Annotated in this window: 22 protein-coding genes; 9 read left to right on the top strand and 13 right to left on the bottom strand. The window is 42.3% G+C overall.

Going from position 1 to position 25645, the window contains the following annotated elements; genetic code table 11:
- Nucleotides 1–13: 13 nt before the first annotated feature.
- The 9 genes from PY091_RS02610 to PY091_RS02570 form a co-directional block, all read right to left on the bottom strand.
- Nucleotides 14–2059 (bottom strand): amidohydrolase family protein, encoded by a 2046-nt coding sequence (locus PY091_RS02610; RefSeq protein WP_275648197.1) that lies wholly within the window; start codon nucleotides 2057–2059, stop codon nucleotides 14–16.
- Between the two features lie 151 nt (nucleotides 2060–2210).
- The gene (locus tag PY091_RS02605) at nucleotides 2211–2993 is read right to left on the bottom strand and encodes a glucose 1-dehydrogenase (RefSeq protein ID WP_275648196.1); all 783 of its coding nucleotides are present in this window, start codon (nucleotides 2991–2993) and stop codon (nucleotides 2211–2213) included.
- A 22-nt stretch (nucleotides 2994–3015) separates the two neighbouring features.
- A complete protein-coding gene (locus tag PY091_RS02600; protein ID WP_275648195.1) occupies nucleotides 3016–3327 on the bottom strand; it encodes a DUF3861 domain-containing protein in 312 nt (103 codons plus the stop codon).
- Nucleotides 3328–3332: 5 nt separating this feature from the next.
- Complete coding sequence (gene ygiD, locus PY091_RS02595) at nucleotides 3333–4214, bottom strand: 4,5-DOPA-extradiol-dioxygenase (RefSeq protein WP_275648194.1); 882 nt, start codon at nucleotides 4212–4214, stop codon at nucleotides 3333–3335.
- 65 nt (nucleotides 4215–4279) lie between these two features.
- The gene (locus PY091_RS02590) at nucleotides 4280–4807 is read right to left on the bottom strand and encodes a YceI family protein (protein WP_275648193.1); all 528 of its coding nucleotides are present in this window, start codon (nucleotides 4805–4807) and stop codon (nucleotides 4280–4282) included.
- Between the two features lie 130 nt (nucleotides 4808–4937).
- Nucleotides 4938–5762: a helix-turn-helix domain-containing protein gene (locus tag PY091_RS02585; RefSeq protein ID WP_275648192.1), complete on the bottom strand. Its 825-nt coding sequence runs from the start codon at nucleotides 5760–5762 to the stop codon at nucleotides 4938–4940.
- A gap of 92 nt (nucleotides 5763–5854) precedes the next feature.
- Complete coding sequence (locus tag PY091_RS02580; RefSeq protein ID WP_275648190.1) at nucleotides 5855–7438, bottom strand: DUF1593 domain-containing protein; 1584 nt, start codon at nucleotides 7436–7438, stop codon at nucleotides 5855–5857.
- 80 nt (nucleotides 7439–7518) lie between these two features.
- A complete protein-coding gene (locus tag PY091_RS02575) occupies nucleotides 7519–8682 on the bottom strand; it encodes a S41 family peptidase (RefSeq protein ID WP_275648189.1) in 1164 nt (387 codons plus the stop codon).
- 100 nt (nucleotides 8683–8782) lie between these two features.
- Complete coding sequence (locus tag PY091_RS02570) at nucleotides 8783–10084, bottom strand: alpha-L-fucosidase (protein ID WP_275648188.1); 1302 nt, start codon at nucleotides 10082–10084, stop codon at nucleotides 8783–8785.
- Nucleotides 10085–10285: 201 nt separating this feature from the next.
- Here PY091_RS02570 and mtaB point away from each other — a divergent pair, with 201 nt between their 5' ends.
- Entirely contained in the window at nucleotides 10286–11614 is a 1329-nt protein-coding gene (mtaB, locus tag PY091_RS02565) for a tRNA (N(6)-L-threonylcarbamoyladenosine(37)-C(2))-methylthiotransferase MtaB (RefSeq protein WP_275648187.1), read from the top strand.
- Nucleotides 11615–11666: 52 nt separating this feature from the next.
- Here the strand turns inward: mtaB and PY091_RS02560 are convergent, their stop codons facing one another.
- The gene (locus PY091_RS02560; RefSeq protein ID WP_207027008.1) at nucleotides 11667–11960 is read right to left on the bottom strand and encodes a GNAT family N-acetyltransferase; all 294 of its coding nucleotides are present in this window, start codon (nucleotides 11958–11960) and stop codon (nucleotides 11667–11669) included.
- Between the two features lie 166 nt (nucleotides 11961–12126).
- Between PY091_RS02560 and PY091_RS02555 the strand changes: the two genes are divergently transcribed.
- Together PY091_RS02555 and PY091_RS02550 are read left to right on the top strand one after the other, a co-directional pair.
- Nucleotides 12127–12789 (top strand): alpha/beta fold hydrolase, encoded by a 663-nt coding sequence (locus PY091_RS02555; protein WP_275648186.1) that lies wholly within the window; start codon nucleotides 12127–12129, stop codon nucleotides 12787–12789.
- 49 nt (nucleotides 12790–12838) lie between these two features.
- Nucleotides 12839–13801 carry a lytic transglycosylase domain-containing protein gene (locus tag PY091_RS02550; RefSeq protein ID WP_275648185.1) on the top strand — a complete coding sequence of 321 codons (963 nt, stop codon included), beginning with the start codon at nucleotides 12839–12841 and terminating at the stop codon, nucleotides 13799–13801.
- Between the two features lie 12 nt (nucleotides 13802–13813).
- Here PY091_RS02550 and PY091_RS02545 read toward each other — a convergent pair whose 3' ends face one another.
- Nucleotides 13814–14473 (bottom strand): peptidoglycan DD-metalloendopeptidase family protein, encoded by a 660-nt coding sequence (locus PY091_RS02545; RefSeq protein WP_275648184.1) that lies wholly within the window; start codon nucleotides 14471–14473, stop codon nucleotides 13814–13816.
- A 121-nt stretch (nucleotides 14474–14594) separates the two neighbouring features.
- Nucleotides 14595–15110: a DUF2892 domain-containing protein gene (locus PY091_RS02540; RefSeq protein ID WP_275648183.1), complete on the bottom strand. Its 516-nt coding sequence runs from the start codon at nucleotides 15108–15110 to the stop codon at nucleotides 14595–14597.
- Nucleotides 15111–15279: 169 nt separating this feature from the next.
- Here PY091_RS02540 and rpmH point away from each other — a divergent pair, with 169 nt between their 5' ends.
- Both rpmH and carB read left to right on the top strand, forming a co-directional pair.
- Nucleotides 15280–15438, top strand: coding sequence for a 50S ribosomal protein L34 (rpmH, locus tag PY091_RS02535; RefSeq protein WP_072882462.1), 159 nt, complete (start codon nucleotides 15280–15282; stop codon nucleotides 15436–15438).
- Nucleotides 15439–15533: 95 nt separating this feature from the next.
- On the top strand, nucleotides 15534–18386 hold the full coding sequence (carB, locus tag PY091_RS02530) for a carbamoyl-phosphate synthase large subunit (RefSeq protein WP_275648182.1): 2853 nt from the start codon (nucleotides 15534–15536) through the stop codon (nucleotides 18384–18386).
- Between the two features lie 37 nt (nucleotides 18387–18423).
- Here the strand turns inward: carB and PY091_RS02525 are convergent, their stop codons facing one another.
- On the bottom strand, nucleotides 18424–19005 hold the full coding sequence (locus tag PY091_RS02525) for a hypothetical protein (protein WP_275648181.1): 582 nt from the start codon (nucleotides 19003–19005) through the stop codon (nucleotides 18424–18426).
- 260 nt (nucleotides 19006–19265) lie between these two features.
- On the opposite strand from PY091_RS02525, the gene PY091_RS02520 reads away from it, so the two are divergent.
- The 4 genes from PY091_RS02520 to PY091_RS02505 all read left to right on the top strand — a co-directional run bounded on the left by PY091_RS02520 (nucleotide 19266) and on the right by PY091_RS02505 (nucleotide 25605).
- Nucleotides 19266–19667, top strand: coding sequence for a hypothetical protein (locus PY091_RS02520; protein WP_275648180.1), 402 nt, complete (start codon nucleotides 19266–19268; stop codon nucleotides 19665–19667).
- A 145-nt stretch (nucleotides 19668–19812) separates the two neighbouring features.
- The gene (locus PY091_RS02515; protein WP_275648179.1) at nucleotides 19813–20895 is read left to right on the top strand and encodes an efflux RND transporter periplasmic adaptor subunit; all 1083 of its coding nucleotides are present in this window, start codon (nucleotides 19813–19815) and stop codon (nucleotides 20893–20895) included.
- 20 nt (nucleotides 20896–20915) lie between these two features.
- On the top strand, nucleotides 20916–24188 hold the full coding sequence (locus tag PY091_RS02510; protein ID WP_275648178.1) for an efflux RND transporter permease subunit: 3273 nt from the start codon (nucleotides 20916–20918) through the stop codon (nucleotides 24186–24188).
- Nucleotides 24148–25605 (top strand): TolC family protein, encoded by a 1458-nt coding sequence (locus PY091_RS02505; protein WP_275648177.1) that lies wholly within the window; start codon nucleotides 24148–24150, stop codon nucleotides 25603–25605. Before PY091_RS02510 ends, PY091_RS02505 begins: the two co-directional genes overlap by 41 nt.
- Nucleotides 25606–25645: the final 40 nt, after the last annotated feature.

Here is a 25645-nt window from a genome sequence, read left to right as displayed (position 1 = left end):
GTGTGAAAAGGTCCTATTCCTTCACTTCTGGTTTTTCGGTAAATGGTGTAATACCGAAGGCAGGGTACACATCGGAAGGGTAATAGAACGTTCCTCCGCGTGATACCATGGAAATAGTTTTTATTGCTTTGATGTCCTCCACAGGGTTGCCGGGCACCAAAAAGAAATCTGCCAGTTTACCTTCTTCGATGCTGCCCAAGCTTTCGTGACCTAAATACTGGGCCATATCGTAGCTTGCCAATTTAAGAACCTCTGCAGGAGTGTATCCCAATTGTTGGTTGTAGAGTTCCAGTTCGCGATGCAGGTTAAAGGCTCCGCCCAAATCTGTTCCGGGTACGATCAAAATGCCTTTGTCCTTCATCATTTTTAGGGTTTCCACAATTTTGTCGTAAGCTTCGCGGTAGGCTTTATCCTCTTCGTCATCGGCTATCTGTGCCAAGGCTACTTTAAGGCTGCGTTGTTCGTTGGGTGGCATGTGGTCCACATAATCCAAAGCACCAGGAGTAACTTCCCCGTTACGGGATAGCATTAGACGCTCGTGAATGGAAAGGGTGGGGTCCATTGCGGTTTCATTGGCTACAAAAAGGTTGAGTGTTTCCTGTACTTTGTCGCTATTTAGATCAAGACCCGGGAATCTTTTCATGGCCGTTAGGCGCAATAGGGTACGGGTATCTTCGTCTGGTTCCAAAACCCAGCCCAACATGGTCTGGTTAATGTGTGTCATCTCATCATAACCGGCGCGCAACATGGCATTGGCGTTGGAGAATGCCGGTACGTGTCCTGTCACGAACAAGCCTTGATCGTGCGCCTTTTTTACAATGGCGGGAGCCCAGTCGCCGTTCATACTGTTGTACAGTTTTACTCCATAAAAGCCAAGGCTATCGTAGGTATCTACTGCAGCCAATGCTTCTTCTTGGCTTTCCACTAAAATACCGTTGTTGCTATTGTACGGGCTTTTCCCTTCAATAAACCCAAGTCGGGTGACCCTTGGTCCGGCCAATACACCGGAATTGATTTTTTCGATAAGGTTGCTCAGCACTTCGGTGTTGTTCCCCATATCACGGAAAGAGGTCACACCTGCCAAAATGTTCAACAGGGCGCCATTGTCGCCCGTGTGGGCGTGCATTTCGTATAATCCGGGGACCAAAGTTCCTCCGTTCCCTTGGATTACCACTTCATCATCTCCGGTTGCATCAGCGGCTTCAATGGCCGTAATTTTTTCATCTTCCACCACAACAGAAACAGGGTCGGTCAAGGACATTGTTTTGGGGTCGAATACTTTTACATTGGCAATACGCACTTTTTTGTCATAATTGTGCGCATATTCCTTTTGGATGGTCTCGTAACGCTCAGCAGAGTAGTTTTCTGCCAATTGGCGCAAGTCTTTTTCTTCACCTTCGTAACCTTCTCTCACCACAATATACCTTGGAGAGATATAAGCGAAGAAACGATCGCTATCGTCCATGATAAAGTAAGAAGGATTCATATCTGCACCGGAAAGGGCGTATGTGGTCAAAGCCAATTCACCATCCCCGGAAGTATTGGGTACGGTAAGGTCTTCCATTTTGGTCAGGGTCAAATTACCTGCGGGCAATACCGGCAAGGTGTTTTCTGGTGCATCCATGAGCAGGCGCGCGGCCAAAACGGCGGTATAGGGGCTTCCAAATTGATTTACATAAAATTTTGGCGCATCTAAAGAAGCACTGCCAGAGCCTGTGGCATCTGTCCAAGAGGCTTCACCTCCCTCTAGGGAGAATTGTTCGTTAACGGCATTGCCGAATGTAGTGTTTCCGTTTACTTCCCACTGGGTAGGATAGCCTTCGGCGTTGAGTACAATGGTCTCTTTCATGGTCGGACCACGACCGTTGTTTTTGTAATCGTAATCGATTTTAATGGTGTCACCGGAGGTTTCGGCCTTTAAATAACCCACTTTGGTCTCACTGATGATCACGGAGTAGTTTTCTTCACCTTGGTAATCGGCAAGTGAGGATGTTGGTTCTGTTTTGCACGAATAGCTGGCCATGAGAATCAGACCGGCAACAAATAATTTAAATTTCATTGGATTGGTTTAAGTTAAAGGGTCAATTTAACGATTTTCAATGGTTTATCTATTGGGAAGCACTGCCTATTTAAAACAAAAACCCCCAGCACCACTGGTACGTTGGTAACTGGGGGCCCCATCATCAATCAAAGTAAAGAGGCAAATACTTTTAGGAGTTTCCGTACATGTTGGATTCTCCTCCGTCTATAGCGATGGTTTGGCCACTTACGTAACCATTTTCTTCACTCAATAAGAATGAAACAACTGTGGCTACCTCCTTGGGCAAACCAAGTCTTTTGGTAGGGTTTCGCTGTGCATATTCTGTTTCGGCGGCCTTTGGGTCGTCGGGGTTAACTTGTTTAAAGGCTTCTGCAACCATAGGGGTAAGAATGGCTCCTGGCGCAATGGCGTTGGTTAAAATACCATCGCGGCCATATTCCAATGCAGCATTCTTGGTCATACCGGATACGGCGTGTTTGGAGGCTACATAGGCAGTTTGATTGGCAACACCTCTGATACCACCTACGGAGGCAACGTTTACGATCTTACCATACTTCTGTTTTTGCATTACGGGGATTACGTAGCGCAATCCGTAATACACGCCCATAAGGTTGATATCGATTACTTTTTTAAATATTTCTTGATCATATTCTGTCAATGGAGCTTGTTTGCCCTCGATACCGGCGTTGTTGTAAAACCCATCGATTCGGCCAAAAGTTTCCACGGTTTTGTCCACGTAGTTTTTTACAGCTTCTTCGCTGGAAACATCCGCTTTTACGGTCAACAATTCAACTTCGGAATTGATTTCCTTTAGTTTTTTGACGGCATCGTCCAAGGCATCACCATTGTAATCCACAAGGGATAATTTGGCGCCTTTGGCGGCTAAATATTCTGCTGTGGCAAGCCCCAATCCCATGGCGGCTCCTGTTATAATGATTACTTTATCTTTCATGTCTGTAATTTGTATGTGTTCGTTAAATGGTATCTGCCATTTTTACATGACTCTTAAACTTCTTCATGAACTCCCTGAATTCGGGACCGAATTCTGTGAACATTTCATGTTTTCTATTTCTCAGCATTACTTCTGAGAATAGTTTAAGTCCTACCAAAAATTCAATATTGTCGCTCTGTTCTTTGAACAGGTTTTTATCCTTCACGAGTTCCACCAACTGCATAATATTGTCGTGGTTCTCAAATTGAAACTCTAAACTCTTACTGCCAGAGATTCCGTTTTTGAGTGCGTTTTCCTTTAGATGGAGTTGATATGTATTAAACTTCTTGTCCATTTTAATTAGTCGATTCTAAGGGACAGCATCCCAATGGAACCCCCGACAGTTTTATCGTTGAACATTTCAACGCTCTCATTTTTTTCCTTGAGCCCCAATACATAGATTAAGGGCAAATAATGTTCTGGAGTCGGTATGGATAGGGCAAAACTGCTTCCTTGTTTTCCATAGTCCACCAATGCTTGATGGTTTCCATCCAGAATGAAGGATTTTATCTTTTCGTTGGCCTCATCTGCCCAATCCCATGCATAGGTATCGTTCAACTTATCCCATTTTACCTTACGAAGGTTGTGTACCACATTTCCACTACCTACGATCAAAACTCCCTTATGTCTCAGCTTTTCCAATTGCTGGGCCAGCTCGTAGTGGTATTTGGGAGATTTGGTGTAGTCCAAACTCAACTGTATCACAGGTACATTGGCATCGGGGTACATATGTCTGATCACGCTCCAAGCCCCATGGTCCAAGCCCCAGTGGTGGTCCAGTTCTACATCGGTCTTTGTGATGATGTCCTTTGTCACCTGAGCCAGTTCCGGACTGCCCGGTGCGGGGTATTGCACATCGAACAATGCCTGCGGAAATCCACCAAAATCATGAATGGTAGGTGGGTTTTGCATGGCAGTTACTTTGGTTCCCTTGGTTTCCCAATGCGCAGAAATACATAGGATTACTTTAGGTTTGGCGACTTCCTTCCCCAATCTCCTAAAATTGGCAACAAATTCATTTTCCTCAATAGCGTTCATGGGACTACCATGCCCTAGAAACAGCACGGGCATTTTTTGTGTAAAGGGCAGGCTCTCGTTGAGCGATCTTAAGGTTTGTAAATCTGTCATAACACTGGTTAATGGAAGTATTCCCAAAGATTTTATAAAATCCTTTCTTTTCATTGCTTTTAAGAGGGCCCAGATGTTTTAAGACCTGGGCCTATATAATGAGAACGGGGGAACTACTGTTAGGCTTTTTCTTTTACAAATTGAAGTTCAGCCGCTAATTTTACTTCGTCACTAACCAAAACACCACCTGTTTCCAAGGCTGCGTTCCAGTTGAGTCCGAAATCTTTTCTGTTCAATTTCCCTTCAATGGAAAAACCAGCTTTTTGATTGCCATAAGGGTCCGTCATGTATCCTCCAAAATCTACATCCAAAGTGATGGTTTTTGTAGTGCCCTTTATGGTCAGATCACCAGTAAGTTTAAATTCGTCTTCACTTTCTTTGGTGATGGAAGTGCTCGAGAATTTCATTTCAGGATAGTTTTCCACTTCAAAAAAGTCAGCACTTTGCAAGTGACCGTCCCTCTCTTCATTATTGGTAAAAACGGATGCAGTCTGCACGGTGGCCGAAATAGTGGAATCTTCAAATTTTTCTCCTTCGATCGTTGCATCGAACTTGGTGAACTCACCTTTTACATTAGAGATCATTAAGTGTTTCACCTTAAATGTAAGTTCACTATGCGTTGGGTCTAATTTCCAAATTGTAGCCATATATATTTTTTTAATTCATCAAATTGTTCAAAAACAATCACCATCATAAATTGTTGATCTGATTGTGTTTACAAAGTTTTGAATTATAACAGGGTAGAGGGTAATATCTTTGGGAAGAAGTGTTGTACTTTTAAGAAATGAGCTGTTTCATTTCTTTGCGAAAGCTGGTGGGCGTGTAGCCCGTTTTTCGTTTAAAGACCTTGGAAAAATAGGCTTTTTCGTTGTAGCCGATTTCAAATCCTATTTCGGCAATGGTCTTGTTACTGTTGATGAGGAGGTTCTTTGCTTCATTCAGTTTTCGGGTCTCAATGATCTCGCCTGCGCTTTGCTGCATTACTTCTTGACAAACTATGTTGAGGTTCCGTTCGCTCATAAAAAGCTTCTCGGCATAAAAGGAAATTTTAACGTTCCGCCGAAAGTTTTCTTCCAGAATATGCAAAAAATGGGTGTAGGTTTCAGACGCTGAATTGGCAGCATCGGATTGAATGTTGGTGGGCCGCTCATGGTTGATGATAGTGAGCAGGGTCATGAACAATTGTTTAATAACGATCAAGCCAGGGTTGGGACGTTGGGTTTCGTCGTACATCATTTGGCAAAGGGCCATGAGGCGATCAAAACATTTATCGGTTGGCAGGGTAACATTGGCCCTATTATGGAAATAACCGTACATTTTAAAGATGACCTCGGACATGAACTCACTTCGAAAACGGATGACCCATAGGTCGCATGCGCCATTATGAACCTGCGGACGCAATAAATGGGGTTTGCCACGGGTTACAAAACTTACAAAAGGGGCATATACGGTCTCATCTTCAAAATCGATGAAGTGGGAGATCTTACCTTGGGAACCAATGATCAACTCTTCAAACTCGTGCACATGTGCCTCAATTTGTTTGCCCTCCAAAGCTCTTGCATCTTCGGTGGTGTAACGGAAAATTTTAAACAGTTGATCCAAAGTCGATTAATTAATCTTCAAATAAGAAAATAGCATCGTGCAAAGTTACGGCAAAACCTAAAAAGTTATTTCCCACACCACATAAGAAAATGTTATTTTATGGTGATTATTACCCGCTGGTACCGAGTTAAGCTAGGACTGCCAGAATCGGTAGCTTCCAGCACCACATGTATTGTTTGTCCACTTTGCGCATCTTCTGGGATTTGTATTTCTGCATTTAAGGTGTTCGCCTTATTGATCTGTACCTTGTTTGGATAGGTGCCTACTTGAAATTGCCACCATTCAACGCTTACTTTATCCCCATCTGGGTCTATGGCTTCACCGAACAATGGAACAGTTTGTCCTGCCGATGCCAATACATGCAAAGGGCCTTGAATGTTTACTTTTGGTTCATGATTGGCCTTGTTATATTTTTTGGTGACGGACCATTGCAAGCGAGCGGCAAAATCTCGCTGCGCCTGAGGAAAGAAATTAGGGTATTCCGCATTTTGCCTATCGTTTTGAGAACTTAACATTTCCGCCATTTCTTCTGCTCCTCCGTCAGTGGAAAAATTAAAAATTGAACTGTCCTCTTCATTGGAGCGTCCACCCCAACCACCATAGGTGCCATGTTCATAAGCCCGTAGCCCGTTACCGAGCATATTCATAAACGTATGGTTGTCCCCTTCGCCCAGCCAGGAGCCTTTTTCTTGTACAGGCAGCCAAACCATATAGCCCATTTCCCTTAATTCTTCATTGGTATAGCCGCTAAATCCGAAATAGTCCACCTTATCGCCCTCTACCATTTGTTTGCCGTCGCCCCAAACACGGTACAATTCTCCAAAAGGACCTTGGTCCGATACGTTTCGTTTCATCCAATCGGAGGTTAAATAAGGTGCATTTTCTGGGCTGGCATTGATTTGTGCTCCGTAAGCGTAATGTGGTCCATTTTCGAACTGTCGGTATTCAATATCGGGCCAATTGGGTTTTATGTATTTGGCATAAGTATCATCTTGGTCCCCCGATGGCAATAAAACTACTTTGTCCGATATCTTTTTTTTGACCGCTTTCCACTCTAAGGTATTCTCATATTCATCTTCAATGGATTTTAATGCCCTTGCAATGGTACTTTGTCCTCCCCAGGCAGTAATGAACAGCGGGCCTGGTTCGTTATCCATTATCAAGGATTTTATGAGCTCTGAGCCAGGGGTGTCTTTGGAGAAATCACCATCGAATTCGATATTGCCCATTCGTATTTTTGATTTTAAATAGTCCGGTGTGGGATAATCCGGGTGGTGAACAGTCAAATTCCCATATACTTTGGCGTATGCCTCCACCACATCATGGATAAAACGTTCATCATCGTTCCAGCGCCATGATTCACATGGGCAAATATCCATTTTAAATCGGTCGTACTCCCTGCCGGGCACAAACCATTTGGTGCCTTTGCCATCACCTTTCCAATGGTATCCACTACTGGCGTAGATCAGTCCTTCAATATTCATATCCGTACTGTACAGCAAAAATCGTATCAAGGAATTGTTGTCGTCCAATTCTGGATCTGCGGTAACAATGATTCTTGGTTTTACAGGTTCGTTAGGGGACTGGGCTATGGCGTTTCTGCTAAAGAGAATGCACAATAGCGTAAGAAGGAACAGTTTTCCACTGCCCATGCTAAAGGTTGGATTGGTGGTCATTTTTTAGTTTTTATGTGCAAAACGATAAGTGGTTGTGACTTATCATTATCCTAAAATACTAAAAACATAATGGATTTGGCTTAATTTGTTTGCAGGAGCTGTTCTATCCAATCTGCATTGTTGCCGAGTTCAATATCGGGGGTTATTCCTTTTATCTCGTATGGACTATATTTTTTGTCCACGTGCTCTGTAGAAAATACTGCATTTATGCCTGCACAATCGGTTTTGCCGGAAAAAGATTTGTTTCCGTAACCATATTCCAGCATACCACGGGAGTTTTCGCCTGCAATTTTTGTTCTTGGATCTTTTTTAAGGGCCAAAGCGGTCAATTCTGCGGCGCTACCGGTCTTAAAATTGATGAGGACGTAAATATGTTGGATATCCGTGTTCTTACGGATGTATTTTAAAAGGTCATCTGCTTGTTTGGTGGCGCCACCTCCGTTGTTGCGCAAGTCTATAATTAAATTTTGATGGGTAAGTTTGGGAAGGTTTTCCTCATAAAACTGCTCAGCCTCTTTCATCAAACTACGTGTTCTTTTCAATGTTTTGATGCCGATATAATCCACAGTGGGTCCCAAAGACTCGTAATTGAAGTTGTTCTTGTGGTTTTTATTGAAAAAATATTGATTGGATGTATTCCAGAAGGTACCGTGAATTCGACCATCTTGAATTTTGATGTTGTTTTGATAAAATAGGATGCCGTTTTGATAGAACTCAAATAGTTCGTAATTCCCTTGCGGTGTTTGCTGAATTTTTAGTCTTATGCTGCCTTCGGTCCAATTTTCATTATTGGACGACAAGGTTATGCCGTACCAGACTCCATCGGATTCTTTATTCACGTATATTTTATCACTTCCCATATGGTAGATACCGGAAACCCCATCATTTTGTACCAAACGGGTGTCTAATGTTTTTGTGTACATGGGGACATGCGTCGGAATATCATCAGGCCTCCAATAAATTTCGTTGTGTCGGTCTTTAATAAAGGACGCAAACTTCTGCAGGTACCCCACACAGAAGTAATCCTTTAAGGTGTCGTTTTCAATTTCTTTGACAATTTGGGATTTCCATGCTTCAAGTTCTGTTTCCCTGTTCTGTTTTTTGACCTGAATTTTGTAACTGGCTGCATTTTTGATCAGTTCCGAGATATTGTCCAGTTCTTCAAGGCAATTGCAAGTTTTGTTTTGGGCTGTAATTATGGTTGTTACTACTAAAAATAAGATAGTAATTGCATGTTTGCTCATAAATTGGGGGAGGTAATTTGGTTTTGTTCTTTATTGATAAGACGCTGGTAAAATTAAAAAGGTTGCCTTGGTTCACAGAAAGTTTTAGTTTGTATTTATGTTATTTTAAAGTGATCTCTAGCACAAAATCAGCTTGATTGTAATCTCGGTTTTCTGGTAGTTCCACTAAAGTGCCATAGGTATTGGTATTGTACTTTAACTTCTTTTTGGTTTGAAAATCAGTTATGGTGTTAATTTTACCTTCCACCTTTGGGAAGAAGAAATTATCGGTTTTCCAATCCATAATATGAATGTAAATTTTATCGTTTTTATGAGTGGAAACGCCCCAACTCTGGGGTGCAATAGGACCGCCGCGAGTTCCGTAGATCGTTTCTCCATAGGTATCGGTCCAATCTCCGATAACTTTTAGGGTTTCAATAAATTCTGGTTGAATTTTACCATTGGGCATGGGACCTACATTAAGGAGAAAGTTGGAATTGTACCCTGCTGCTTTCACTAAATATTGGATCAGCTCTTTGGAGGGTTTATAAGCTTTGTCCTGTAGTGAGAACCCCCATTGTTTTGCCATGGTCTCTGCGGTCTCCAACGGTAATTTGCCCACTTCAGCGTCACCACTGTACCCGCCTTTGTTTTCGCCGGGCAAATCTTTTTCGAACATTTGGAAATCTTCGCCTGGGTTGGGTGCTTGGTGATGGTTGCTGCCTATCATGGTCTGTGGTTGTAGCTCATGGATGAGGTCGTATGTTTTTCTTAGCTGCCAATCGGCCTCTTTTTTGTCCCACCAGCCATCAAACCAAATACCACCGATTTCTCCGTAATTTGTAAGCAATTCGGTAAGCTGACCATTCATAAACTCGAGATAATTTTCCCAATTGCCCTTGTCGGGTCTACCAGTTTTTTTACCGGTGTTCCCGCGTGGGTAATAATCATTTTGGTACCAATCCAATTGTGAGTAATACAGATAAAGTTTTAGACCATGTTTTTTGCATGCTTCCGCCATTTGTTTGATGACATCTTTTTTGTAAACAGTCCTGTCCATAATATCCCAATCGGTCAATTTACTGTCGAACATGGCAAAGCCATCGTGGTGCTTAGTGGTGATGGTAATGTATTTCATGCCTGAGGATTTGGCCAATAGCACCCATTCTTCTGCATTGAACTCCGTAGGGTTGAAGAATGCCGGGATTTTTTCGTAGGTCTTCTTATCGATGGATTGTGTTTCCATAACCCATTCATGTACTCCCAAAACGGAATAAACACCCCAATGAATGAACATTCCAAATTTGGCATCTTGGTACCACTCCCGGTTTTTAAGGTTCTCTTGCGTGGGTTGATAATCTTGTGCTAAGGATAAATTGCCAAAAAATAGAGCTAACAGTATAGGTAGGGTGTACTTTTTCATTCTACGGGTTTGTAGTTGGTCTGGGCAAACAAGTTACTTAAAAGAAGTCAGAAGTCGGAGGGGTATCAATAACCACAGGTTTTAATTTCAGCGAACCATAAAGAAATATCCAATCTTACGGCATTCCAATGATCCAGTGGTCAGTTGCGATAACTCCCAACAAATCACTATCTTTGCGCCCCTAAAAAGCACGGCAGGTCTATGAACAAAAAAGTCGCATTTTACACACTGGGCTGTAAACTCAATTTCTCCGAAACTTCTACAATAGCCAGAGGTTTTGAAAAGGAGGAGTTTGAGCGTGTGGACTTTTCTGAAGAAGCCGATGTTTATGTGATCAATACCTGTTCGGTAACCGAGAATGCCGATAAGCGTTTTAAAACCATTGTAAAGCAAGCTCAAAAAGCAAATCCAGAAGCATTCGTAGCGGCTGTGGGATGCTATGCACAGCTCAAACCCGAGGAATTGGCCGAGGTAGATGGGGTGGATTTGGTGTTGGGCGCCACAGAGAAATTCAAGATTACGGATTACCTAAACGATCTTACCAAAAACGATAAAGGAGAAGTCCATTCCTGTGAAATCGAAGATGCGGATTTTTACGTGGGTAGTTATGCCATTGGTGACCGTACTCGAGCTTTTTTAAAGGTTCAGGACGGATGCGATTATAAATGTACCTATTGTACAATTCCACTTGCACGAGGAATTTCTCGAAGCGATACGCTTGACAACGTCCTAAACAATGCCAAGGAAATTGCGTCGCAGGATATTAAGGAAATTGTTTTAACGGGTGTCAATATAGGAGACTACGGAAAAGGAGAGTTTGGCAATAAAAAGCACGAACATACTTTTTTGGACTTGGTAAAGGCCTTGGATACGATAGAAGGCATTCATCGACTACGTATTTCATCCATTGAACCCAATTTGCTAAAGAACGAGACCATAGATTTTGTGGCACAGAGCAATTCGTTCGTGCCCCATTTTCATGTGCCGCTGCAAAGCGGTAGTGATGAGATTTTAAAAAAGATGCGTCGCCGTTATTTGACCAATCTTTATGTGGATCGTGTAAAACGTATTAAATCTGCTATGCCCCACGCCTGTATCGGTGTTGATGTGATAGTGGGATTCCCCGGTGAAACCGATGAGCATTTCTTGGAGACCTATCATTTCTTGAACGAGCTGGACATTTCGTATCTGCATGTGTTCACGTATTCTGAAAGGGATAACACCCTGGCAGCTGAAATGGACCAGGTAGTCCCTAAAAAAGTACGTAGTAAACGAAGCAAAATGCTTAGGGGACTATCAGCCAAAAAGCGCAGGGCATTTTACGAGAGTCAATTGGGCAGCGTGCGCATGGTTTTATTCGAAGGGGAGAACAAAAAGGGCTATATCCACGGATTTACAGAAAACTATGTAAAGGTGAAAGCACCATGGGATCCATCTTTGGTGAACACCTTGCACCAAGTAGAATTGAAGGATATTGATACCGACGGTCTGGTGCGTTTCGAATTTGTTTCCAGTGAAATCATGGCATAAAAAAACCTCCTAATTAAGGAGGCTTTAAATCTTTTTCTGATTATTGGTTAGATCAGATACGGATACCAACTGGTAACATTTCCTTGTATTGCCTGTTTTTTCTCAAAAAACCTGCAATTTGTGGGCTTGTCGGCACAACTCTTAAGTTGTTTTCTTGGATTTCATTTAAAACCGCTTTAATAAAATCCTCCTTAAACCCCTCTTTTGTAATTTCTTCCGGAATAACCAGTTTGGTCAAAAATACTTTACGCTCTTGAGAAGAGTACTCAATTTTGGCTAAATGCCCATTGACCTTAGTTTCAAATTGACGCAAGAAACTATTGTCAGTGATTTCCATTGTTGTCATATAGTACTTGTTTTTTTAATGACTAGTAGAAATACCATGAAAGAGGCATCTCTAAATTCCCCTATTTATAAAAAATGTATTCATTAGGCGGGGTTGGCTGCAAAAGGGATACAAAATTAGTCAAAATATTGCTAATTTCCTAGTCCTTATCGATATTTGGTGCCATATGTCCGATAATAAAATACATGTGTACCTTATGCCGGGAATGGCTGCCAACTCCTCGATTTTTGAGGAGATCAAACTCCCGGAAACTCAATTTGTAACTCATACATTGGAATGGTTTGTACCTGAAAAGGGGATGAGCTTGGTGGACTATGCCCAGAAGATGTGCGAGAAAATCCACGAGCCCAATCCAATTTTGTTAGGTGTTTCGTTTGGAGGTATGTTGGTACAGGAAATGGCCAAATTAATGCAAGTCCGAAAAGTTATTGTGGTCTCTTCGGTGAAAAGTAAGCACGAATTGCCCAAAAGAATGATTTTTGCCAAGTACACCAAAGTCCATAAACTCTTGCCCACCGGGCTGGTGAACAATGTGGAATTGTTGGCCAAGTATGCATTTGGTGAAACCGTGACCAAACGGTTGCACCTGTATGAAAAGTACTTGTCTATACGGGACAAATATTACATTGATTGGTCCATAGACCAGATCGTGAATTGGGACCAGGACACCCCTTCTGATGAGGTGGTGCATATTCAAGGCGATCGCGATGCTGTTTTTCCCATAGCGAACATAACCGATTGTATCCCTGTAAAGAATGGCACCCATACCATGATCATTCACCGGGCGCGATGGTTTAATGAGCACTTGCCCACAATTATTTTGGAATAATTTCGTCTATATAATACTATCTTTACATTGGAATATTAATAGGGAAGACATGAAACACTTAAAAAACATATTGGCTTTTATAGGATTGATAGCCGTTGTGAGCACATTGATTTTTGCTGTGCAGTCGAATGAAGAAGAGGAAAAACCGGTCGTAAAGGAAACGGAGACGACCGATAAAAATGTGGCCGACACCTATCAGATTAGCGCCATTGAAATTCCAGAGGACCTCAATTTTGCGGGTGAAGCTGTACCCCAAGAAGACCCGGAAATCATGGAGCGTGTAGACCGTGAGTTTTTGGTAAACACCTATTGGCAATCCAATGCATTGTTATTGATGAAAAGGGCCAACAAATACTTTCCGATTATTGAGCCCATTCTTAAAAAGAACGGTATTCCTGATGATTTTAAATATCTGGCCGTTGCCGAAAGTGGTCTTCAAAATGTGGTGTCGCCTGCCGGAGCTACCGGTTTTTGGCAGATTATGAGAGCTACAGGTAGAGAGTATGGTTTGGAGGTGAACGATAATGTGGACGAACGTTACCATGTGGAAAAAGCCACCCAAGTAGCCTGCGATTATTTAAATAAATGGAAAGAACGTTTTGGAAGCTGGACATTAACAGCTGCTGCCTACAATGCAGGACCTGCTGGTATCCAAAAATATATGGATATTCAACAAGTGGATGATTATTACGATCTATTGTTGGGGCAGGAGACAGGCCGCTACGTGTTCCGTATTCTGGCCATAAAGGAAATTCTATCCAACCGTGACAAATATGGTTTTCAGTTGGATGAGGACGATATGTACGAAAAGGTGCCTACCTTCACAGTTGAAATAGATACGGCAGTAACCAATTGGGCCGATTTTGCCGAGCTTTACGAAATCAACTATAAGGTGTTGAAACGCCACAACCCATGGTTGCGCGAAGCACACTTGAACAATTCCTCCCGTAAAAAATACACTATCGAAATCCCGAACAAAGGGTATTACCGAGTGGGAAGTACTGGGAAGTAGAGTGTTCTTCTTTTAATATTTAAATAGAAAGTAGGGAGAAGGAAAATATCTTTCCACCTTTGGCAGTAATTCCGGGGAGATGTATCCCCAATCGGAATAACCAGCATCCATGGCTTCTTGGGTTAAAATTTGTAAGTGAACATGGCAAAACCAACCGCCACTATCACTTTCTTGTCCTATGTGTGCGAAATTTTGGCCAGCCTTGATTTTTTCACCAACATTGACCAAGTGCGGCGTTTTCAAGTGTCCGTACAGCGAATAAAAAACGACACCATTAATATCATGCTTTAGGATGATGTATCCTCCATAATTGCCAACTACGGTTTCTTTGCCAGTTTCATACACCTCGGCATCCAAAGGTGAGTACATAGGGGTGTCGTAAGGGACAACAATATCCAGTCCAAGGTGATAATACCGTTTTTCTTCAATAATGTTAGGGTAGGCCCGTAGGAGTGTTTTTCGTTCTTCCAAATACCGGCCAATGCCCCATTGGCGGTTAGAAGCCTCCAGCTCATCAAAAATCATGGTATTGAACTGTTCAAAATCAAACAGGGTGTACTCCAGGGTTTTGGGATTGTTGGATGAAAAATCAAAGATGTAAGGTGCTCCTTTTAAATAGTCACCAAATAAAGGATGGATGTTGACACCATTAAGATTGAGAGGGTAGTACATAGCCGAAAAATAAATCAAAAAAAAGTATTATCAACTATTAGACTGGGCCATTATACCGATCATCATAATGATTTGAAGCGATTAATCTCTTAAAATATTGGAGTAAAATCGAGTGATGAAGTTAGATTTTCTTCATCTGCTGTTGCATCATCTTAATCTGGTCGGTAAGCATGTTGTTCTTGTCCAACTTCTTGGCTTCGTTCAACAATTGGGTGGCCTCACACTTTCTGCGCTTTTGCATGGCTATGCCCGCCAAGCTCAATTTGGCCATGGCCACATCGTAATCCATGGTTAAACCAAATTTCAGCGCCTTTTTAAAGTACTTCTCAGCCTGTGTCAGGTTCTTTTGTGAATAGATGATACCGTGCAAGTAGTTGTAGTAACCCACTTGTTTTTTGATCAAAGCAGATTCTGGGTTCTTTATTTTATCAAGCCAAGCTTGTACTCCTTCCAAATCCTGCTTTCTCATTTTAAGGAAAGCCAAAAGGATAAACTCATTTCTGAAATAAAGAAAGATGAAAACAAGGGAGAGCAAGATCAATGCAATTCCGTTGCCAATGTTGCCTTCCACAAATTGGTAAACGGCATAAGCAATGATAAGAACGGCAATAACGAGCTTGATATTTTTATTAAACATGTTGTCTAGTGATTTTTACCTTAAGTTAAGCGCTGGCAAAAGTACTAAAAAGTTAATTAAATATTTTAAGTTTGGGCTTGCCAAAGTAAAAAGTCTTTGTATATTTGCGCCCAGAATTTTTTAGGGAAGTTTAATTTCCCATCAACAAAATCCATAAAACAGTTCGGAAATGAAAAGAACGTATCAACCATCCAAAAGGAAGAGAAGAAACAAGCATGGTTTTAGGGAGCGCATGGCGACTGCCAATGGTAGAAAAGTTCTTGCGAGAAGAAGAGCCAAAGGAAGAAAAAGACTAACTGTTTCCTCTGAGCCAAGACATAAAAAATAATGATAGTATTTATTATTTAAATTAAAGGTGTTACTTTTCTAGGTAACACCTTTTTTTTGACATATAAGCAGATAACCGAGAAACCCCTATAGAAAATGCCTAAAAGAAAAGATTTAAATTCCATTCTGATTATTGGTTCTGGTCCGATCATTATCGGTCAGGCATGTGAGTTCGATTATTCCGGTTCCCAAGCGCTTCGCTCCCTACGGGAAGACGGTATCGAAACCATTTTGATAAACAGTAACCCCGCCACAATTATGACGGACCCTGCCATGGCAGACCATGTTTATCTTAAACCTTTGACCACCAAGTCCATAATAGAGATACTTGAAAACCACCCGAATATTGATGCGGTTTTACCAACAATGGGCGGGCAAACGGCACTGAACCTTTGTATAGAGGCCGATGAAAAAGGCATTTGGGAAGATTTTGGAGTAGAGATCATAGGGGTGGATATAGACGCCATCAATATCACCGAGGATCGTGAGAAGTTTAGGGAACTGATGCTTAAAATTGGTGTTGGTATGCCACCGCAAGCTTCCGCTACCTCTTTCCTTAAAGGAAAGGAAATAGCACAGGAATTCGGTTTTCCATTGGTAATCCGTGCTTCTTTTACCTTGGGTGGAGCAGGGGCAGGTATTGTTTACGAGCCAGAACACTTTGACGATATGTTGAGCCATGGATTGGAAGTTTCGCCAATTCATGAGGTAATGATCGATAAAGCCTTGATGGGCTGGAAGGAGTATGAGTTGGAGCTGCTACGTGACAAAAATGATAACGTAGTCATCATCTGTACCATCGAGAATATGGACCCAATGGGTATCCACACCGGAGATTCCATTACGGTTGCTCCTGCAATGACATTATCCGACAAAACATTCCAAAGAATGAGGGATATGGCCATCCATATGATGCGCAGTATAGGGGACTTCGCAGGTGGATGTAACGTACAGTTTGCCGTAAGCCCGGACGAAAAAGAAGATATTATAGCAATCGAGATCAACCCAAGGGTTTCCCGATCATCTGCATTGGCTTCCAAAGCCACAGGGTATCCGATTGCGAAAATCGCTGCTAAATTAGCGATAGGGTATACCTTGGATGAGTTGGATAACCAAATTACGAAATCCACATCAGCTTTGTTTGAGCCGACCTTGGACTACGTGATTGTGAAAATACCACGTTGGAACTTTGATAAATTTGAAGGTTCGGATAGAACTTTAGGGCTTCAGATGAAGTCTGTAGGGGAAGTGATGGGTATCGGACGCTCTTTCCAAGAAGCATTGCACAAGGCTACACAATCCTTAGAGATTAAAAGAAATGGATTGGGTGCCGATGGCAAGGGATACAAAGATTACGAAACCATTATTGAAAAACTGCGCGTACCAAGTTGGGACAGGGTTTTTGTGATCTATGATGCCATTCAGCTTGGTATCCCATTAAAGCGCATCCACGAAATCACCAAGATAGATATGTGGTTCCTTAAACAGTACGAGGAATTGCACTACTTGGAGCAGGAAATATCTAAATATACCATAGAAAGCTTACCAAAGGCACTATTGTTGGAGGCAAAACAAAAAGGTTTCGCTGACAGACAGATTGCCCATATGTTGGATTGCTGGGAAAGCGAAGTGCACAGCAAGCGTATGGATATGAACATTAACCGTGTTTATAAGTTGGTTGATACCTGTGCTGCCGAGTTCAGAGCGGTGACTCCATACTACTATTCCACTTTTGAGGAAGAAATAGAGACACCAACAGGTGAGCGTTACGTTGCCAACGATAGTGTGGTAACGGATAAGAAAAAAGTAGTGGTTCTAGGTTCCGGTCCAAACCGAATTGGGCAGGGAATTGAGTTCGATTACTGCTGTGTGCACGGTGTATTGGCTGCTGCTGAGTGTGGTTATGAGACCATTATGATCAACTGTAATCCAGAAACGGTTTCCACGGATTTTGATACTGCGGACAAGCTTTATTTTGAGCCTGTATTCTGGGAGCATATTTACGATATCATCCTTCATGAAAAACCAGAAGGTGTAATTGTTCAGTTGGGAGGCCAGACAGCATTAAAGTTGGCAGAGAAATTGGACAAATATGGAATCAATATCATAGGAACCAGTTTCCAATCACTTGATTTGGCAGAGGATAGGGGAAGTTTCTCCACATTGCTAAAAGATAACGATATTCCTTACCCAAAATTTGGAGTCGCCGAAACAGCTGACGAAGCTTTGGATTTGGCCGAGGAATTGAAGTTCCCATTATTGGTAAGACCATCTTATGTATTGGGTGGCCAGGGAATGAAAATCGTGATCAACAAAGAGGAGCTGGAAGCCCACGTGGTGGATTTGTTGAGAAAGATACCAAACAATAAATTGTTGTTGGACCATTATTTGGATGGCGCTATTGAGGCAGAGGCTGATGCTATTTGCGATGGGGAGGATGTTTACATTATTGGAATAATGGAACATATTGAACCTTGTGGAATTCACTCTGGTGACTCCAACGCCACTTTGCCACCATTTAACTTGGGTGAGTTTGTGTTGCAGCAGATAAAAGATCACACCAAAAAGATTGCATTGGCATTGAACACCGTAGGATTGATCAATATTCAGTTTGCGGTTAAAGATGATATAGTTTACATCATCGAGGCCAACCCTAGAGCGTCCCGTACGGTTCCATTTATTGCAAAAGCATATAAAGAACCTTATGTAAACTATGCAACCAAGGTAATGTTGGGTGAAAAGAAAATCAAGGATTTTGAATTTAAGCCGCACTTGGATGGATATGCCATCAAACAGCCTGTGTTCTCTTTTAATAAGTTCCCTAACGTAAATAAAAACTTGGGACCAGAAATGAAGAGTACAGGGGAGAGTATCCTGTTCATCGATAGCTTAAAAGATGATGAGTTTTACAACTTGTACGCAAGAAGAAAGATGTACTTGAGCAAGTAATCCGGCTCAAGAATATATAGACCTTTAAAGCGGTTTCCTAATTAATCAATTGAAAAGATTCGGCAATCGTTTTAAAGGTTTTTTTATGCGCTATCTTTTTGTTTTTCAACGTCCAAGCCATGATCATGTAAACACGATCGTCACCTTCAACAAAGGTCAAGAAATATGAGATTTCTTCAGGGACACCATCCACTTGCGCATCCAATTCCAGTGTTTCAGCATCTAAACCGTTGATTATAGTATGTGTCGCTTTGGGTTTGTTAATAAATTCGGCACTACGTGAAAGTAATTTCATCCGTGCCACCCTATAGTTTTGGATAATGGAAAGATTGTCATCAAACTGACCTAAGTCGCGATACACTTCTTCAAAACCAGCTTTGGGTTCATCAATAACCAATAAATAAGCTTCTTTAATGAGACTTTGGAACTGTAATGAGGCTTCTTCGTTCAAACCAGTTGTACCGGTCATAAATTTTGGAACCTCGATTTTATAATTTCCATCAATGGTAACTGTTTGGAATGTCTCCCGTTCCAATACATTATTTTCTTTCTTCTTTTCCTTGCAGGAAGAAAAAGGAACAAGGATTGTCAATACAACAACGAAAAAACGAATTTTCATAGCGAAGTAATTGTTTTTCAGGATAAACGAAGATAAACTAAACAAGGAGTTTGGTGTATTTGACCATTCAATTTTCTATTTAATGCTGCTTTTCCAAGTTAAAATCCATCATTTTCAAATTTCCCTTTTTAGGTAAAAGCAAATTTTTGCTGTCTTTACAAAATTTTCATCAAGAAAAATAGCCCATAAATCGATTTTAACCATAATTAACAACAAGCATTTGTTGGAGAAGTTTGAGTAACATAGATTTGTTCCCCGAAATGAAAAAGGCATTTGTAAAATATCTGTTTCCACTGGTTATCCTTTTGATGGGTGGATTCATTAATTTATATGCAGATTCGCAAGAAACTACAGTTGCGGACAATGCCTGTTATTTTCAAAATTTAGAACATCAACACTCCTCTGCAACTTTCAATGCGCTCCAATTGGGATTGGAGAAAAGGCACTGTGCCGAAATAGACGTTGAAGAACAAGAAGAACGCGAGGAAGAAGTAGCATCACATAGTTTTTCGATAGAACAGGGCGGAATCTACACTGCCAGTTTATTTGCCGCCTCTTGGGGGCAACTGTTTTTGGAATCTAACTCCAATTTTGGGTTGGAACAGCCCAAACTGTCTTCTCCCATAAAGAAGCACGTTAGGTTTCAGGTTTTCCGAATTTAGAATTTTCTTTACGGCAGAGCGCTAAGTGTAGTATTTGCCACAATCCGCAACCCTTTGGGTAACAATCAATAACCGAGGGTAGGTCCCTTATGTGGATTCGGACTTCCCTTGACCATTTCTAAACATTTTTTAAACCAGTAAAACTATGAGGAGATTTTCCATCTTCATCGGCTTGCTTGTAGTGATGTGCTATGCAAGCTGCGAATCCAAAAAACACGAAAACAAGGAAGAAACTAAATACCTAGTGTCCAGTCCCATTCAAATGGATACATCGATTACCAAAGACTATGTGTGCCAGATACATTCAGTCAGGCATATCGAACTCAGGGCTTTGGAAAAAGGTTATTTACAACAGATATATGTGGATGAGGGCCAGCATGTAAAGAAGGGCCAGCAAATGTTCCATATCATGCCCAATGTGTATCAGGCCGACTTACAGAAAGCCAAGGCCGAAGCAGAAGTGGCCGAGATAGAGTATCAAAACACCAAATTGTTGGCAGATGGCGACGTAGTGTCCGCCAATGAATTGGCCATGGCCAAAGCTGAATTTGATAGAGCGAAAGCAGAGGTGGCCCTTGCCGAAACCCATTTGGGCTTCACCAACATCAGGGCTCCCTTTGATGGTATCATGGACCATTTGGAAGTTAGGGAAGGTAGTCTTTTGGATGAAGGAGAGCTTTTGACCAAACTATCCGATAATTCCAAAATGTGGGTGTATTTCAATGTGCCCGAAGCGGAGTATCTGGATTACATTACCAGTGCCAAAAAGAATGAAAAGCAGCAGGTGGAACTGTTGATGGCAAACAACAAAAGGTTCAATCAGTCCGGTGTTGTGGAGACCATCGAAGGGGAGTTTAACCACGAAACGGGAAACATTGCTTTCAGGGCAACTTTCCCTAATCCTGATGGCATTTTAAGACATGGCGAAACAGGAAGCATATTAATGAGGGTTCCCTTGGATAAGGCTATGTTGATTCCCCAAAAGGCCACATTTGAGGTGTTGGACAAAAAGTTTGTTTTTGTACTCGATGAAAACGATACCGTACAACAACGTGAAATTGTAGTAGGTGCCGAACTTCCCCATCTTTTTGTGGTGGAAAAGGGACTTTCGTTAAACGATAAGGTACTGTTGGAAGGTATTAGAATGGTAAGGAACGGTGAAAAAATTCAATACGAATTCGAGAAACCCGAGTCCATACTATCTCACCTTGAGTTGTATTCTGAGTAACAATCCCATAATCTTTTACAATGTTTAAAAAATTCATACACAGACCTGTATTGGCCATTGTGATCTCGGTCATTATTGTATTTACAGGACTGTTGGCCATAAAACAACTGCCCATTTCGCAGTTCCCACAGATCGCGCCCACCACGGTCAATATTTTTATTGCTTACCCAGGATCAAGTGCCGATGTACTTGTAAAATCAACCTTGATTCCTTTAGAAACCTCTATAAACGGGGTTCAAGGAATGCGCTATATCGCTTCTGATGCTACAAGTGCTGGTGAAGGAACTTTACGTGTCATTTTTGAACCAGGAACCGACCCCAACCAAGCGGTAGTGCGGGTAAAGACCCGGGTAGACCAAGTGATGCCGCTGTTACCGGAACTGGTACAGCGTGAAGGGGTCATCATAACCCCTGTACAGCCCAGTATGTTGATGTACGTTAACCTGTACAGCGATGCCAAGCATAATGATGAAAAGTTTCTGTACAATTACGCATACACGAAGATTATCCCTGAGATACAACGGATCAACGGGATTGCGAGCGCCCAAATTTTAGGAAGCCGAAAGTTTGCCATGCGGGTTTGGTTAAAACCGGACCGTATGCGGGCCTACGATGTTTCAGCAGAGGAAATACTTACTGCAATGGAAGAGCAGAGTATTTTGGCTCGGCCTGGACGTTTGGGGCGCAGTTCTGGGAAGCGTGCACAGTCGTTGGAATATGTGCTGGTTTATCAGGACAGGTACAACGAACCCGAACAGTACAAGGATATTATCATTAAAGCGAATGATGAAGGTGAGATGCTGAAACTCGGCGATGTGGCCGATGTGGAACTCGGAAGTGAATTCTTCGATATCTATTCCAATCTTGATGGCGACCCATCCGCATCCATAGTTTTAAAACAGACTTTTGGTAGTAATGGTAGCGAGGTTATCGATGCTGTGAAGGAAAAACTCACCGAACTGGAAACAGAGTTGCCCCCGGGAATTGATTACAAGATCAGCTATGATGTGTCGAATTTCTTGGATGCATCGATTGAACAGGTATTGCACACATTACGAGATGCCTTTATCCTTGTTGCGGTGGTCGTGTTCCTCTTCTTGGGTGATTGGCGCTCTACGTTGATTCCGATCATTGCCGTGCCGGTATCCCTTATCGGTGCATTTTTTGTGATGCAGCTCTTTGGCTTGTCAATCAACCTGATAACCTTATTTGCATTGGTTTTGGCCATTGGTATTGTGGTTGATGATGCTATTGTAGTAGTGGAAGCCGTCCATATGAAGATGGAGAAAGAAAACCTCACGCCCTACAAAGCCTCCTACGAAGTATTGGGCGAAATAGGGGGTGCCATTATAGCTATTACTATGGTGATGGTCTCCGTATTTATTCCAATTTCGTTCATGACGGGACCTGTTGGAGTGTTTTATCGTCAGTTTTCAATAACCATGGCAGGATCTATCATTATTTCCGCTCTAGTGGCACTTACCCTTACACCGGTGTTATGTGCTATGATGTTAAAGAACAACCATGGGAAACCAAGAAGAAAATCCCCTATCAACCGATTCATTGATTGGTTCAATAGACGGTTTGAAAAACTTACAGGACGATATATCGGCGTATTGAGCAAGATTGTAAATCGAAGGGTAGTCACTTTTGGTGTGTTGATTGCCTTTTGTGCCGGTATTTTCTTCACCAATCAAACACTTCCAGCAGGATTTATTCCCAATGAGGACCAAGGTATGATCTATGCTATTATTCAAACTCCTCCAGGTGCTACTTTGGAACGAACCAACGAAGTCGCGAGAAAGCTTCAGGCCATTTGCGAGGAGACCGAAGGTGTGGAATCTGTTTCTTCTTTGGCAGGTTACGAGATTATGACGGAAGGTCGTGGCTCCAATGCAGGTACCTGTCTCATCAACCTGAAACCATGGTCGCAACGTGAGCATTCAGTGCACGAGATCATGGAAGAATTGGAAGAAGAAACCAAGGATTTGGGAGCTGTCATTGAATATTTTGAGCCACCAGCGGTACCTGGTTTTGGTTCATCAGGTGGTTTCTCCATGCGTTTGTTGGATAAAACCGACGGTACAGACTATCACGAGTTCGAGCGCATCAATAATGAATTTATGGATGCTTTGCGCGAACGAGAGGAGTTGACAGGTTTGTTTACCTTTTTTGCTGCGAACTATCCCCAATACGAGTTAAAAATCAACAATAAAGCAGCTATGCAAAAAGGAGTTTCCATTGGAAAAGCAATGGAAAACCTGAATATTCTAATCGGTAGTACCTACGAACAAGGATTTATCCGTTTTGGTAGATTCTTTAAAGTGTACACCCAAGCGGCCCCAGAATATCGCGGTATGCCGTCCGACCTTGAAAAGCTTTTTGTAAAGAGTGAAGAAGGTGAAATGGTGCCCTATTCAGCGTTTATGACCATGGAGAAAAAGTTGGGTCCCAACGAGATTACCCGATATAACTTGTATAATTCTGCAGCTATCCGAGGTTTGCCGGCATCAGGTTACACCAGTGGGGATGCCATTAAGGCCATCGAGGAAGTGGCTGAGCAAACTCTGCCAAGAGGCTACGATATTGCTTGGGAAGGTCTATCCTATGATGAGGCACAGCGCGGTAATGAATCACTTTACATTTTTATTGTGGTACTCATCTTTGTGTATCTGGTGCTAGCGGCGCAATATGAAAGTTTCTTGCTGCCCTTGGCAGTGATTTTATCGCTTCCGGTCGGTATTTTTGGATCCTTCTTTTTATTGAAAGCCATGGGTCTTGCCAATGATGTATATGCGCAAATCGGTATTATAATGCTGGTGGGGCTACTCGGTAAAAATGCTGTGCTGATTGTTGAGTTTGCCGTGCAAAAGCGCCGCGAAGGCTCTACCATACTCGATGCTGCCATTGAAGGTGCGAGACAGCGTTTCCGACCTATTTTAATGACATCCTTTGCCTTTATTGCAGGCTTGATTCCTTTGGTTATTGCAACAGGTGCAGGTGCTATTGGAAATAAGACCATTGGTGGTTCCGCCATGGGAGGTATGATCGTGGGAACGCTATTTGGAGTTTTATTGATTCCAGGTCTGTACTACATATTCGCTAAAATGGCGGATGGCAAAAGTCTCATTAAAGATGAACATGATGAACCGATGTCCGAAGAGTTTTTTAGACAGAACGATACAGTGTTCAAATTGAAGGCACGTCTTCGTTTGATGAACAAGCGGTTGAAAAAAATGACGACCACAAAAAATGGAAACAAGAATAAAAATGGTGACCAAGATGAAGTATAGTAAATCACTTTTAATTGTAATGATAGCAATGGTGGGCCTCTATTCCTGTGTGCCCACCCGTGAGGTCAGGAACGAGAGCGTTTCAGTTCCAGGAAATTATCAAAATCAATCTACGGATACCATAAATACAGGATTGGTGGAATGGAGAACGTTCTTTAAAGACCCTAACCTTGTTGCGTTGATTGATTCCGCCTTGGTGAAGAACCAAGAGTTGAACATTATGTTACAGCAAGTGGATATTGCCAAAAACAGAATTCAGGCCAAAAAAGGGGAGTATTTGCCCTTTGTCAACCTTCAGGCTGGTGCCGAGGTTGAAAAAGTGGGTGAGTACACCAGAAACGGAGCAGTTGAAAAGAACCTTGAGGTAAAGGAAGGCGAAGAGTTCCCCGAACCCCTGACCAATTATATGGTCGGGGCCTTCGCCACTTGGGAACTTGATGTTTGGAAAAAACTCCGAAATGAGAAAAAAGCTGCTGTTTATGAATATTTGTCCAGTGTGGAGGGCAAGAACTTTATGGTGACCAATTTGGTAGCGGAAATTGCAGATTCATACTATGAGTTGATGGCCTTGGACAATCAAATGGCAATTATCGACCAAAATTTGGCCATACAGCAGAATGCCTTACGGATGGTCAAACTTCAAAAGCAAGCTGCGCGTGCTACGGAATTGGCGGTGAAGCGTTTTCAGGCAGAGGTATTGAAAAACCAAAGCCACAAATATGAAATCCAGCAACAAATTGTAGAGGTGGAAAATCGATTGAACTTTCTTGTAGGTCGCTCTCCACAACATATTCAGCGGGCGTCCGATAATTTTATCGACACGCCTATCGATGTGATCTACGCTGGAATTCCTTCGCAATTGTTGCAAAACCGTCCCGATGTACGAAGTGCTGAATATGAATTGGCTGCCGCTAAGTTGGATACTAAAGCGGCCAAGGCCAATTTCTATCCGCAGTTTACCATAAAAGCTGGTTTGGGGCTGGAAGCGTTCGATACCAAATACCTGACCACTACACCGGAATCCGTATTGTATTCAGCCATTGGTGATATGGTGGCTCCCTTGATCAACAGAAATGCGATAAAGGCCCAGTATAAAAACGCTACGGCTCGGCAGTTACAGGCGGTTTATGAGTATGAAAAGGCCATTTTGAACGCTTATATCGAGGTGGCTAACCAGTTGTCCAACATCGATAACTTAAAAAAGAGCTATGAATTGAAAGATGGTCAAGTACAGGCCTTGACGGAATCCATAGACCTGTCCACACGTTTGTTCCAATCTGCACGTGTCGAGTATATCGAAGTGCTTTTGGCGCAGCGGGAGGCCTTGGAATCCCGAATGGAATTGGTGGAGACCAAAAAAGACCAGTTATTGGCCCAGGTAAATATGTACCGCGCCTTGGGCGGTGGCTGGAATTAAGCCCCAAATCAATAGTTTTACCTACTGCCTTGGCTATTGA

The organism is Flagellimonas okinawensis, assembly GCF_029194005.1.
Taxonomy (GTDB): Bacteria; Bacteroidota; Bacteroidia; order Flavobacteriales; family Flavobacteriaceae; genus Flagellimonas; species Flagellimonas okinawensis.
This window is presented reverse-complemented; position numbering and strand designations above follow the sequence as displayed.

Excerpts from the sequence above, each read along its gene's own strand:
- PY091_RS02515 (WP_275648179.1), top strand. The coding sequence starts at position 19,813 with ATGAGGAGATTTTCCATCTTCATCGGCTTGCTTGTAGTGATGTGCTAT.
- PY091_RS02520 (WP_275648180.1), top strand. The coding sequence starts at position 19,266 with ATGAAAAAGGCATTTGTAAAATATCTGTTTCCACTGGTTATCCTTTTG.
- PY091_RS02605 (WP_275648196.1), bottom strand. The coding sequence starts at position 2,993 with ATGAAAGATAAAGTAATCATTATAACAGGAGCCGCCATGGGATTGGGG.
- PY091_RS02525 (WP_275648181.1), bottom strand. The coding sequence starts at position 19,005 with ATGAAAATTCGTTTTTTCGTTGTTGTATTGACAATCCTTGTTCCTTTT.
- PY091_RS02510 (WP_275648178.1), top strand. The coding sequence starts at position 20,916 with ATGTTTAAAAAATTCATACACAGACCTGTATTGGCCATTGTGATCTCG.
- PY091_RS02580 (WP_275648190.1), bottom strand. The coding sequence starts at position 7,438 with ATGACCACCAATCCAACCTTTAGCATGGGCAGTGGAAAACTGTTCCTT.
- PY091_RS02555 (WP_275648186.1), top strand. The coding sequence starts at position 12,127 with ATGTCCGATAATAAAATACATGTGTACCTTATGCCGGGAATGGCTGCC.
- PY091_RS02610 (WP_275648197.1), bottom strand. The coding sequence starts at position 2,059 with ATGAAATTTAAATTATTTGTTGCCGGTCTGATTCTCATGGCCAGCTAT.
- PY091_RS02575 (WP_275648189.1), bottom strand. The coding sequence starts at position 8,682 with ATGAGCAAACATGCAATTACTATCTTATTTTTAGTAGTAACAACCATA.
- PY091_RS02540 (WP_275648183.1), bottom strand. The coding sequence starts at position 15,110 with ATGTTTAATAAAAATATCAAGCTCGTTATTGCCGTTCTTATCATTGCT.
- carB (WP_275648182.1), top strand. The coding sequence starts at position 15,534 with ATGCCTAAAAGAAAAGATTTAAATTCCATTCTGATTATTGGTTCTGGT.
- PY091_RS02545 (WP_275648184.1), bottom strand. The coding sequence starts at position 14,473 with ATGTACTACCCTCTCAATCTTAATGGTGTCAACATCCATCCTTTATTT.
- PY091_RS02600 (WP_275648195.1), bottom strand. The coding sequence starts at position 3,327 with ATGGACAAGAAGTTTAATACATATCAACTCCATCTAAAGGAAAACGCA.
- PY091_RS02570 (WP_275648188.1), bottom strand. The coding sequence starts at position 10,084 with ATGAAAAAGTACACCCTACCTATACTGTTAGCTCTATTTTTTGGCAAT.
- PY091_RS02590 (WP_275648193.1), bottom strand. The coding sequence starts at position 4,807 with ATGGCTACAATTTGGAAATTAGACCCAACGCATAGTGAACTTACATTT.
- PY091_RS02560 (WP_207027008.1), bottom strand. The coding sequence starts at position 11,960 with ATGACAACAATGGAAATCACTGACAATAGTTTCTTGCGTCAATTTGAA.
- rpmH (WP_072882462.1), top strand. The coding sequence starts at position 15,280 with ATGAAAAGAACGTATCAACCATCCAAAAGGAAGAGAAGAAACAAGCAT.
- PY091_RS02505 (WP_275648177.1), top strand. The coding sequence starts at position 24,148 with ATGGAAACAAGAATAAAAATGGTGACCAAGATGAAGTATAGTAAATCA.
- mtaB (WP_275648187.1), top strand. The coding sequence starts at position 10,286 with ATGAACAAAAAAGTCGCATTTTACACACTGGGCTGTAAACTCAATTTC.
- PY091_RS02550 (WP_275648185.1), top strand. The coding sequence starts at position 12,839 with ATGAAACACTTAAAAAACATATTGGCTTTTATAGGATTGATAGCCGTT.
- ygiD (WP_275648194.1), bottom strand. The coding sequence starts at position 4,214 with ATGAAAAGAAAGGATTTTATAAAATCTTTGGGAATACTTCCATTAACC.